Here is a 1,966-nt window from a genome sequence, read left to right as displayed (position 1 = left end):
CGTCCCGGGATCCGGGACCGCGGCCGGGGCGGCGGCGTCGACGACGTGCGCGCGGCGGCTCACGACGCGGCCTCGGGCGGAACCGGGGGTCCGGCGTCCGCGCCCCGACGGCGACGCCGGGACGTGATCAGGAGGAGGGCGCCGACCGCGAGCGTGAGGAGCCCGCCGGAGAGGGCGGAGGCGATGTCGCGTCCGGTGACCGGCAGGGGCCCTCGGCGGGGGTCGTCGTCCGCGGCGGCCGGCAGGGTGCCCGCGCCGGCGTCCGGGGGGTCGGTCGCGTCGCCCGGGACCGGGTCGCCGTCGCCCGGCTGAGGGTCCGGGTCGACGGGGCCGGGGTCCACGGGGTCGGGCCCCGGTCCTGCCGCGTCGAGCAGGGAGAACGTGACGCGGAGCGACGCGGCTGTGTCCTCGGCCTCGTTCCCGGCCGAGGCGGGGAACGAGACGCGCACGCCGACGCTCGTGCTGTCGCCCGCGGCCAGCGGGATGCTGGTGCCCAGGCGGCCGAGGGTCGCCGCGGGACCGGTGCCGAGCCGGACGACGGGACCGCGGCACGTGAGCGGGCGGTCGGCGACGGCCGCGTACCCGGCGTCGCACCGCACCACGTCGAGCTGGAGGCCGTCGCGCGGATCGCCCGCGAGGGTCGCGTCCCCGCCGGCGTCGAGGTCGACGAGCACCGGCGAGCCGGAGGCGGAGGCATTGATGACCTCGGCGGCCCACACCACGGAGTCGCCGGGCGCGAGGTCGCGGAGGCGCGACGCGGGGCCGGGGACCTCGCGGACGACGAGGGCGCGCTCGTCCGCGGAGGCCCCGTCCACGAGCGGCGCGGAGGGGGGAGCGGAGGATGCGGCGGCCGCGGGGGCGGCGGCGAGCAGCGTCAGGCAGAGCGCGGCGGCGGCGGCCGTGCCGGTGCGTGCGTGCATGAAGGGGGCTTCCGGGTCGTCTGCGCGGGGGAGAGGGGGAGCTCCGCGCGCGGGTCGTGCGGTCGAGCGGGGCGCCGACGCGATCGGCGCCCCGCTCGGGGACGGTCGGGTGCCGGCGCGTGCCGGACCCGACCGTCAGATCAGCGCTGCAGGCCGTCGCGCTGGATGGCGGACGCCGTGTACGTGATCGTCGCGGACGCGTTCTCGTAGTCGTTGTCCGCGGCCGTGGGGAGCACGAGGCGCATCAGCGTGCTGAGCGCGACGTCCTCCGAGTCGGACGGGAAGGTCCCGTCCGCCGTGGGGGTCACGCCGAAGGCCGCGGGGGTCAGCGTCACAGCACCGGCGGCGCCGGTGAGGGCGGAGAGCTTCCCGGTGCTCGTGACGACCTGGGCGCCGTCGCACGTGTACGGCCCGCGGTCCGCGGCGGCCGCGGTGGTCCACGTCCCGCCCGAGCAGGTCACGAGCTCGTAGGTGAGGCCCTCGGCGCCGGCGACGAGCGACTCGCCGCCGCCCGGGAGCGTGACGTCGTCGGTGCCGGGGACGTCGTCCGTGACCGCGACGCCGAACGTCACCGCGGCGACGAGGTCGCCGTCGTTGGTCGCATCCGGGAGCTCGAGGTCGATGGGGCGCTCGACGGTGTCGCCGGGGGCGATGTCCGACACGGTGTAGTCGCCGGTCGCGACGATGTCGAGCTGGCCCGCATCGACGTCGAGCGACGCGGTGTCCGAGTCCGTGAAGACGGCGAACGCGCCGGCCGTGGCGAGGGCGCCGACGGTCAGGATCGCGCCCGTGGCGATGATCTTGCGCCAGGGTGCGGGGCGCTTCTCCGGTGCGGTGGTGCTCATGGTGCTGTTCCCTTCGATGGTGGTGCTGATGAGGTGGTGCAGGTGCGTGGTGGTGCGGGGTCGTGCGGCGTCGTCGCCCGGAGGGGCGGGACGCGCATCCGGGCGACCGGATGCGGGGGTCTGCGGGGGCCGGCGCGGCGGCGGATCGGCCGCGCGCGGGCGGGGGGTCGCGGTCATCAGCAGCCCCTCGCGTCGACGGCG

2 protein-coding genes are annotated in these 1,966 nt (G+C 77.7%); both read right to left on the bottom strand.

Features of this window, described 5'->3' with window-relative positions; translation table 11 throughout:
* Positions 1-59 precede the first annotated feature (59 nt).
* Entirely contained in the window at positions 60-920 is an 861-nt protein-coding gene (locus tag Q6969_RS15325; protein ID WP_317231217.1) for a sortase, read from the bottom strand.
* A gap of 140 nt (positions 921-1,060) precedes the next feature.
* The coding region (locus Q6969_RS15320; RefSeq protein WP_317231216.1) for a TasA family protein at positions 1,061-1,966 on the bottom strand (906 nt) is incomplete at its 5' end.

The sequence above is a fragment of the Clavibacter sp. MX14-G9D genome (assembly GCF_032917815.1).
Taxonomy (GTDB): domain Bacteria; phylum Actinomycetota; class Actinomycetes; order Actinomycetales; family Microbacteriaceae; genus Clavibacter; species Clavibacter michiganensis_K.
This window is presented reverse-complemented; position numbering and strand designations above follow the sequence as displayed.